Origin of the sequence: Pseudomonas sp. p50(2008), assembly GCF_015351605.1 — a bacterium.
In the GTDB taxonomy this organism is placed as follows: Bacteria; Pseudomonadota; Gammaproteobacteria; order Pseudomonadales; family Pseudomonadaceae; genus Aquipseudomonas.
In genome coordinates this window covers 1-7,804 of the sequence record NZ_JACMYF010000023.1, presented here as the reverse complement: position 1 = coordinate 7,804, position 7,804 = coordinate 1, and the positions used below count along the sequence as shown (strand labels likewise).

At 59.2% G+C, this 7,804-nt stretch carries 9 protein-coding genes and 1 pseudogene; 5 read left to right on the top strand and 5 right to left on the bottom strand.

The genetic code is table 11. The features are described from left to right. From H7698_RS31570 to H7698_RS30835, 5 genes and pseudogenes are all read left to right on the top strand, one after another. Nucleotides 1-610, top strand: a pseudogene (locus tag H7698_RS31570) (ExeA family protein); the annotation flags it as partial. Nucleotides 611-839: 229 nt separating this feature from the next. Further along, complete coding sequence (locus tag H7698_RS30850) at nt 840-1,187, top strand: hypothetical protein (protein WP_194693872.1); 348 nt, start codon at nt 840-842, stop codon at nt 1,185-1,187. 797 nt (nt 1,188-1,984) lie between these two features. Further along, nucleotides 1,985-2,227 (top strand): hypothetical protein, encoded by a 243-nt coding sequence (locus H7698_RS30845; protein ID WP_016715805.1) that lies wholly within the window; start codon nt 1,985-1,987, stop codon nt 2,225-2,227. Between the two features lie 53 nt (nt 2,228-2,280). After that, nucleotides 2,281-3,960, top strand: coding sequence for a DNA cytosine methyltransferase (locus H7698_RS30840; RefSeq protein ID WP_194693871.1), 1,680 nt, complete (start codon nt 2,281-2,283; stop codon nt 3,958-3,960). Nucleotides 3,961-4,044: 84 nt separating this feature from the next. Beyond that, complete coding sequence (locus H7698_RS30835; RefSeq protein ID WP_194693870.1) at nt 4,045-4,269, top strand: hypothetical protein; 225 nt, start codon at nt 4,045-4,047, stop codon at nt 4,267-4,269. Between the two features lie 359 nt (nt 4,270-4,628). Here the strand turns inward: H7698_RS30835 and H7698_RS30830 are convergent, their stop codons facing one another. The 5 genes from H7698_RS30830 to cadR form a co-directional block, all read right to left on the bottom strand. After that, nucleotides 4,629-5,495, bottom strand: coding sequence for a sterol desaturase family protein (locus tag H7698_RS30830; protein WP_036992931.1), 867 nt, complete (start codon nt 5,493-5,495; stop codon nt 4,629-4,631). 68 nt (nt 5,496-5,563) lie between these two features. After that, nucleotides 5,564-6,310 carry a helix-turn-helix transcriptional regulator gene (locus tag H7698_RS30825; RefSeq protein ID WP_036992934.1) on the bottom strand — a complete coding sequence of 249 codons (747 nt, stop codon included), beginning with the start codon at nt 6,308-6,310 and terminating at the stop codon, nt 5,564-5,566. Then, the gene (gene lspA / locus H7698_RS30820; RefSeq protein ID WP_003452327.1) at nt 6,310-6,819 is read right to left on the bottom strand and encodes a signal peptidase II; all 510 of its coding nucleotides are present in this window, start codon (nt 6,817-6,819) and stop codon (nt 6,310-6,312) included. The genes H7698_RS30825 and lspA overlap by 1 nt, the downstream gene beginning before the upstream one ends. After that, the gene (locus H7698_RS30815; RefSeq protein ID WP_024015047.1) at nt 6,816-7,163 is read right to left on the bottom strand and encodes a DUF3703 domain-containing protein; all 348 of its coding nucleotides are present in this window, start codon (nt 7,161-7,163) and stop codon (nt 6,816-6,818) included. The genes lspA and H7698_RS30815 overlap by 4 nt, the downstream gene beginning before the upstream one ends. Nucleotides 7,164-7,293: 130 nt before the next feature. Then, nucleotides 7,294-7,701, bottom strand: coding sequence for a Cd(II)/Pb(II)-responsive transcriptional regulator (gene cadR / locus H7698_RS30810; protein WP_024015046.1), 408 nt, complete (start codon nt 7,699-7,701; stop codon nt 7,294-7,296). Between the last annotated feature and the right edge of the window lie 103 nt (nt 7,702-7,804).

The following is a 7,804-nucleotide window of genomic DNA, read 5'->3' as shown; positions in this document are numbered from 1 at the left end:
GAACAAGCGCCCGGTCGCCCTGTTCGTCGATGAGGCCCATGACCTCAACGGCCATACCCTGACCGGTCTTAAGCGTCTGATGGAGCTGGTGGAGGACGGTGACGGGCGGCTGTCGATCGTGTTGGCCGGGCATCCCAAGCTGCGTAACGACCTGCGCCGACCGACGATGGAGGAAATCGGCTACCGCACCGACATCTTCTCGCTCGATGGCATTGCTGGCAGTCAGCGGGAATACATTCAGTGGCTGCTGGAAACCTGCACTGCGGGGAAGGTCGAACCCGAGTCGATTCTGACCGAAGACGCGATCGACCTACTCGCCACTAAACTGCGCACGCCACTGCAAATCCAACTGCACCTCAGCCTGGCACTGGAAGCCGGCTACCTGACCGGCGAGAAACCCGTTTCGGCGGAACTCGTGCAATCGGTGCTGTCGCGCCAACTGGATGATCTGGAGCCAACCCTCACTCGTCACGGCTACCGCATCAAGGATCTAGTGGAGCAATTCGATGCCAAACCCACCGAAATCAAGGCTCTGTTCAGTAATGCGCTAGACCCGGCGCGGGCGGTTGAGTTACGTGACAAGATGCTGGCAGCGGGCTTGCCTATCTGAGTCCTGTCATTTGCAAATAATGCAGGCTGGCGACGATGGAATGCAGGTCGGCGCGGATCAATGCAGGCTCATTCGCAGTTAATGCTGGTTTGCCGGGCCGGTCAGTCGCAGTTAATTCCGGTCGAAAATCGTATTGATTGCAGGTCGGGACGTTTTTAAATGCAGGCCGCTACACCTAAGCCTCCTTTTCTGGACGGAAACCGCCTCGGTTGCCGAGATTCAAGGCGCTATGTTGGTCGCATCTGATGTCACCAAAGACGACCTGAAAATGGCGATCAGGTGCATGATGGATTCAGACCGTCCGGCCCTGGTGAACGACTTTCCCGAACTGCTCGCAAATCGAGTCACGTTGTCGGGACTTCGGAGCCAACACATCGAGTTAGCAGAAGCTATGGACGTGCTAGAGGATTCGCTGAAGCGGCGAGAGCATGACTTATCGTATCCGTTGAAAGGGTATGGCCTAGCACTCGGGTGTGTCAGGAAGCTGCAGAACTTTGGCATCATCAGTGCAGCGCAACGAGAGCTGTTACTGAGTGAGCTGGTCAGAATAAAACGTGGTGACGTGCGGGATAATTGAGGGAGGGAATAGCACTAGATGTTGTGTCGCCAGCAGCTGATCCAACCACTAGATATAGTGGTTATCCAGTGGAAGCGGGTCTTGATGGCCCGCTTTTTTCTGCCCGATGCACCCACCTCCTGAGCGTGCTCGGCTGCGCCTCACCGGCTGTCGTGAACCAAGCCCTGGCCAAGAGCGCGCCAGGTCTTGGCCCTTCGGGCTTCCATCCTCACGCCTTCGCCCGTACCGGGCTGCGCGCTCTGCTTGCCTCCGGCCTTCGGCCTGCGCACCGTCCTGCAGGACGGTTTGCCGCCCATCCGCGTTCACCAGGTGGCTCATCATCATCGTTCGGTAGCGAACGCCCCAATAGCCTATCCGCCGCCGCGCCTTGCCTGCAACGGGCTTTCGCGGCATATCCTCGGTCGCAGGCTCCCTCCGGTATTCCACGACCCATTGCACGCGGCCCAGCTCTGGATAGTTCGGGCTTACCGCGACCGACCGACGCTGACGAGCAGACCACCACCGGCAGCGCGCTCCAGGGCGAAGGGTCTTGCTGCGTCCGCTGCGCGAACGCGCTGAAAAGCGTTTGTTTACCGCTCGCAACACTCAGCCTCGGAGCAGTCCAGGAAAGCGGTTGCGTCAAATCGAAAGGATAATTTCTCGCACGCGAGAAAAGGAATATATAGTAAATCAATATTTTACAAATAGTTGACATGGTAGGCGAGGTTTGAGATACTAATCCCGTCGAAGCAATACCGCTTCGATACCGGATCCAGCGGCGGCAACCGCTCCGGGAATTCTGCGAAGGAGATTCACTCATGGCTTTTGAGCCCCATATCCTCTACTTCAGCGACGCGGCAGAGCTGCGCCGTTACAGCACCTTCACCGTCATGCCTACCCATCAGGCACGACCAGGGCAAGATCCCGCCACCGTGACCCTTTACATGGTCGTCGGCGAGCGCCGCGATGGCGGTCAGCGTGAGGTCGTTGCGGAATTCCCGCTCGAACTGCACGCCGAGATCTTCCGCGACATGGCCAAGGCAACCGCCTCCCAAGTCTGACCCGCAAGGCCCGGACGCCCAAACGTCCGGGCCTTTTGTGAAGGAACACCATGATGAACATGCCGAAAAAGTATGTGCTCAAGCATTTCCATTTCTGCTGTGGGTTGGGTGGCGGGGCCAAAGGCTTCAACCGCAACAAAGAAATCGTCGGCCACCTGCAGGCAGAGTGGCGCTGCATTGGCGGTGTCGATGTTGATGCCGGAGCCTTGCGCGACTTCCAGCGCCTGGCCGGTGTGCCTGGCACGCAGATGGATCTTTTCACCCGCGATCAGTACATCCGTTTCCACGGTAAAGAGCCGCCACTTGGCTGGACAGAAGCCACGCCGGAAGACCTTCGCCGCGCTGCAGGTTTTCAGGATCCCGACACCGTTTTCATCAGCAGCCCATGCAAGGGCGCGAGCGGGCTTCTTTCCGAAGCGTTGAGCCTGACGCCGAAGTATCAGGCACTAAACGAACTGACCCTGCGCTGTGTGTGGCTCATGTGCGAAGCATGGCGACACAACCCGCCCGGCCTCATTGTTTTCGAGAACGTCCCAAGGCTGGCCACCCGTGGCCGTCATCTGCTCGATCAGATCGCGCAGATCCTCGGCTTCTATGGCTATGCCGTGGCAGAGACAACGCATGATTGCGGCGAGCTGGGCGGCTTGGCGCAGAGCCGCAAACGTTTCCTACTGGTCGCACGCCACGTCGAGAAAGTGCCGCCGTTCCTGTACGAGCCGGATAAGAAGTCGCTGCAGCCGGTCGGCGCAGTGCTCGGGCGTATGCCCATGCCGGGCGACATTGAGCTAGCAGGCCCAATGCACCGCATTCCAGCGCTGCAGTGGAAGACGTGGGTGCGCTTGGCCTTGGTCGAAGCTGGCAAGGATTGGCGCAGCCTTGACCGGCTGGCCATCGAGGACGGCTATCTACGAGACTTTGTGATCGTTCCCGAAGCGTTCTCCGGGTACTTGGGTGTCCATGGCTGGGACGATTCTGCAGGCACCGTCGCCGGGCAATCCGGCCCAACTAATGGGGCATTTTCGGTCGCGGATCCACGTAGCAAGGCAGGCGCTTTGCAATACCAACAGTATGGCGTCCGGCGTTGGGACGACAGCAGCGGCGCGATCATCGGCGTCAAATCACCAGGGCAGGGCACCTTCAGCGTTGCGGATCCGCGTGGCTCAGCTATGGGCCACGGCAAATACAATGTAACGCGCTGGGACGGTTCCGCCCGGACGGTGATTGCCGGTAGCACAACTGGCCAAGGGGCTTTTGCTGTGCAGGATCCTCGCCCCGGCCTGCGCCGTGGAAAGGGCGATGCGTACCTAACCGGGGGCCATTACGGAGTCATTGGCTGGGATGGCCAAGCCGGTGCGGTATCGGCCAGCGCTCGCCAGGACAATGGCCGCTGGAGCGTAGCCGACCCGCGAATGCCCGCCGCTAATGATCGGCTTTCGTGTGTGATCGAGAGCCTGGACGGTACATGGCATCGCCCGTTCACCACCTTTGAAATGGCGGCGCTGCAAAGCCTGGTCGAGCCAGAGGAACAGTTAGAGCTGGACGGCTTGAGCGATCAGGCATGGCGCGAGCGGATCGGCAACGCCGTGCCGCCCGACGCGGCGGAAGCCATCGCGGGTGTGATGGCCCGAACGCTGCTGCTGGCCAAGCAAGGCGAAACCTTCCTGCTCAGCCATATGCCGGTGTGGGTTCGACCAATCGCGGTCGGCCTGACGGTCGCAACTCAACAGCAATAACAAACAGCGCCCTGTAGACGAGGGCGCACCCAACCGGGCCAAGCGGCGGCAACCGCTCCGGTACACTGCGAAGGAGATACACCGATGCAATTCCGTGACCTCACCCCAAGCAAAGCCCAACGTTCCAGCGTTGCCCTGCAAACGGCTGCTCGACTGGCAGAACATCGGCGGAAGTATTATTCAGCTGCGGAACTTTACGAAGCTGCAGCGTCAATATGGCCGCACGGCAACGGTTTCGGGCTGTTGCGCAAGGCCGAACAGTGCCGCTCGCTGGTTGACGTGGACACTCCCGACGAAATGGATATTTGAGGATCTGCAGCATGGACGAACAGACTGAGCGTGAACTGAACGACTACCTAAGTGTAACGGCTTGCAAACGAAAACGTCCCGACCTGCAATCAATACGATTTTCGACCGGAATTAACTGCGACTGACCGGCCCGGCAAACCAGTATTAGCTGCGAATGAACCTGCATTTATCCGCGCTGACCTGCATTCCATGGCTACCAACCAGCATTAATTGCAAATGACGGGGCTTATAGGTAGTGAATCGATTGCCTCGTTAGAGCGCATGTCTGCTTGGCATGCGGGAACATCTAGTCTCTTCCGCCCACGAGCCAGATCATTCCAGGCAAACACATGGGGCCTACAGCTTTGAGGCCCACTACGCTATGTGCGGGCTCGGTCTCGCCCAAAGGGTTCGGTCAACTGACCAAGGTAACCCTTGGGATAGTCCCTCTCACGCAAGCCGACATTGGCGTCGCCCTGCTTTCCTGTACTGTCGTAGAACGTCCCGAATAGCCGATCCCACACCATCAGAAATTCGCCGAAGTTCACCTGGGCATCTTCGAAGTCGCGCTTGTGGTGCCAACGATGAATTTCAGCCACCCCGATGACATGGCGCAGCCAACCCAGCCGGTAATCCAGGTTCGAGTGCTGAAAGCCCAAGTGAACGGTCAGAATGCCGAACCAGGTGGCAACCACTGCCGAAGGCGCGCCGGATGCAAACAGCAGCACCAATCCCGGGCCAGCCATGAGCATCGCATGTAGGGGATGCCGGCGCTCCCCATTCATCCAGTACAAGCGCTCGGCGCTGTGGTGAATCATGTGAAAACGCCACAGCCAGGGTACGTGGTGGCTGATGCGGTGCATGGCATACAGGCTCAGATCGAGCACGACGGCGACCAGCAGCAGCTGAACCCAAAGTGGACTCTCGACTGGGAAGAGACGAACTGTAGCCGGCACTGCATCGCCCAGCCTGGCCAGGATTTCGGCGGTGAACTGGATGACGGAAAGATTCACCAGCATATGCACCAGGTCGGTCAGGGTGTCCTGGTGATCCTCCAGCCAGCCCTCCCGGAAAGGCTGGATACGCTCCAGCCCCGCGACGGCCAATAGACCGACTGCGGCTACCAAGGGTGTGCTGGGCCAGTACGGCACCCCGGCGTACAAGGCCCAGACCATGAAGGCGGCGCTGCCACCAAACACGAGCGGATAGCTCAACCAGCGTAGGGCGAATCGAAGAGAAGTGGACATCGCTCAGCTCCTATGTAGAGAGCCTTCACGGTAGGTGCAGAGGACGACGTTCGACTTGAACGAAAGAGCTATGACTTCTGGAGATCGACCGCAGCCAGGGCGGAGGACGGATCGATGCCCAGCAGCGCCCTGAATGTCCGGGAGAAATGCGCCGAGTCGGAAAAACCCGCCGCATGCGCGGCTTCGGTCAGCCGTCCCCCTTTGGCCAGGTGTTGCAGGGCTTGGGTGAGGCGCAGCCATTTGACATAGCTGCGCAACGGCAGGCCGGTTTGCTCCACGAACCAATGGGAAAAACGCGTGGGTGACAAATGCACCAACGCGGCCATTGCCTCACGCCCCATTTGGCCTTCGCGCAGCGCTGCGGTGACCTTGGTCAAGCGCGGATCAGGGATTGGTGGATCGGCAAGCCGCAACAGCCGACGTACCTGCGCCTGCAACTGGACAGGCGAATGCCCCGACGCCCTCAGTGCCTCGACCATCGCAGCAATATCGGCCGCTACGATCTCCATCAGCCTCACGGCTCCGCTCACCCGCAAGGCACGCGCCTCATCGGACAGCACATCCAGGTAGATCGACAGGACCTGCCCAGCACTGAGCCGGTGCTTCAAGCCTGCCGGAATCAAGATGGCAGCCCCAGATTGCCCACCCAACGGCGTTTCAACCGTTATCGCGGCGTCGAGCCCCACTGCAATTTGATGTGCTTGATGATGGTGCCAATCCTGGTGGGCGGCATGGCCGAGAAAGACGCCGATACCGGGGCCGACCCAGGCATGGCCTGACCAGCGAGCCACTTCTGCGGCATCCGAGCTTCGCATTATCTGCCCCGGTCCAGTTCCGCGCTTGGACTCAGCACACTGCTCAGGAGCAACATGGCGGCACCGCCCACGATGCCGATGTCCGCCAAGTTGAATGCAGGCCAATGCCAGGATTGCCAGAAAAAATCCAGATAGTCGATCACATGGCCTCGGAAGCTGCGATCGATCAGATTCCCCACTGCCCCTCCCAGTATGAGGCTATAGCCCAGCGCTTCGAGCTTGGCCCTGGGCTTACGCAAGAGCAACGCGAGCCCAATCGAAACAACCAGTGCGAGGAGAATGAAGAAGTAGCGCTGCCAACCGCCCGCGTCAGCTAGGAAGCTGAACGCTGCGCCGGTATTCCAGAAATGGACCAGATTGAAGACTGGGGTCAGAGGAACCACGGCGCCGACCGAGAGCGAACCCTCAATTACATATTTGATCGCCTGGTCGGCCAGGGCAACGGCTAGCGATAGCGTCCACCAGAGCCCGGGAGTGATACGGTGCGCCATTCCAAGTGGCGATTTCATTGTTTCGCTCCCTGAAACAGTCGCTGCAATCCGGGTGAGACGGGCATCGGCGCGAATGCACTGATCCTCGCGCGTCCGGTATTGCCGAGCGGTACCCAGATCTTCGAGAACAACACGGCAGCGATGATCCGTGGTGCTTGGCCGAACATTTCCCGGTAGTCGCGCAACTGCCAGCCAGCCCTTAGCATCAACCAATGGCTCCGCGCATGCAGGACGGGCATGTGCTGGCTCAAGATGTGGGCGCGCTCGAGCCAGGGGAATGCCTCGGTTGGCGCCTTTTCACGGAGTGCTGTCCTTGCCTGGAAAAAGGCTTCATCGATGGCATTGCGGAGGGCGGTATTCATCTGGAACTCACTTGCGCAGCAGTTGGAAGGCCATGATTCTGGGCCGATCGTGCAAGTGAACACCCTGTAGCCGCTATAGGGTCAAGCTCTACGCTTTGAGCAGAAGCGAATGGCACTTTTCTAGCGCGCCTTATGGAAGCCGTTTGCCTCCCTCCACTAGACCCGAAAGTATTCCGCAGTCCAGGCTTTGTCGTTCGTCATCGCAGCAGCTGCGTAACGTCACCAACTGGTTTTCCAGGGCTTGCAAGGATGCGATCTGGGCCCTGACCTGGGCGATATGGCTATCAAGCAGCGTATTGACCGCCGCGCACGGTTGCTGCGGCTGTGCTTGAACGCTCTGCAAAACACCAATTTCGTCCAACGACATGCCAAAGGACCGGCAACGGCGGATGAACAGCAGTTTCTCCACATGATCCGCTTCGTAGGCTCGGTAGCCATTTGCCTGGCGATTGGGCGATGCAAGCAGGCCCTGGCGCTCATAGAAACGAATGGTCTGAATGTCCGCTCCCGTCAGCTGTGCAAGTTGACCAATGCGCATAGGCTGCTCCTCGATAAACAGCCAGTATATCCAGGCTTGACCCTATACCTGCTATATGGTTTTCAATTGCCAGAATTGAACCTGATAGGAGAGGCGGATCATG

Bases quoted from the DNA above. Each gene is read 5' to 3' on its own strand.
- H7698_RS30845 (WP_016715805.1), top strand. From the start codon at position 1,985: ATGGCTTTTGAGCCCCATATCCTCTACTTCAGCGACGCGGCAGAGCTG.
- H7698_RS30815 (WP_024015047.1), bottom strand. From the start codon at position 7,163: ATGAATACCGCCCTCCGCAATGCCATCGATGAAGCCTTTTTCCAGGCA.
- H7698_RS30850 (WP_194693872.1), top strand. From the start codon at position 840: ATGTTGGTCGCATCTGATGTCACCAAAGACGACCTGAAAATGGCGATC.
- lspA (WP_003452327.1), bottom strand. From the start codon at position 6,819: ATGAAATCGCCACTTGGAATGGCGCACCGTATCACTCCCGGGCTCTGG.
- H7698_RS30840 (WP_194693871.1), top strand. From the start codon at position 2,281: ATGAACATGCCGAAAAAGTATGTGCTCAAGCATTTCCATTTCTGCTGT.
- H7698_RS30830 (WP_036992931.1), bottom strand. From the start codon at position 5,495: ATGTCCACTTCTCTTCGATTCGCCCTACGCTGGTTGAGCTATCCGCTC.
- H7698_RS30825 (WP_036992934.1), bottom strand. From the start codon at position 6,310: ATGCGAAGCTCGGATGCCGCAGAAGTGGCTCGCTGGTCAGGCCATGCC.
- cadR (WP_024015046.1), bottom strand. From the start codon at position 7,701: ATGCGCATTGGTCAACTTGCACAGCTGACGGGAGCGGACATTCAGACC.
- H7698_RS30835 (WP_194693870.1), top strand. From the start codon at position 4,045: ATGCAATTCCGTGACCTCACCCCAAGCAAAGCCCAACGTTCCAGCGTT.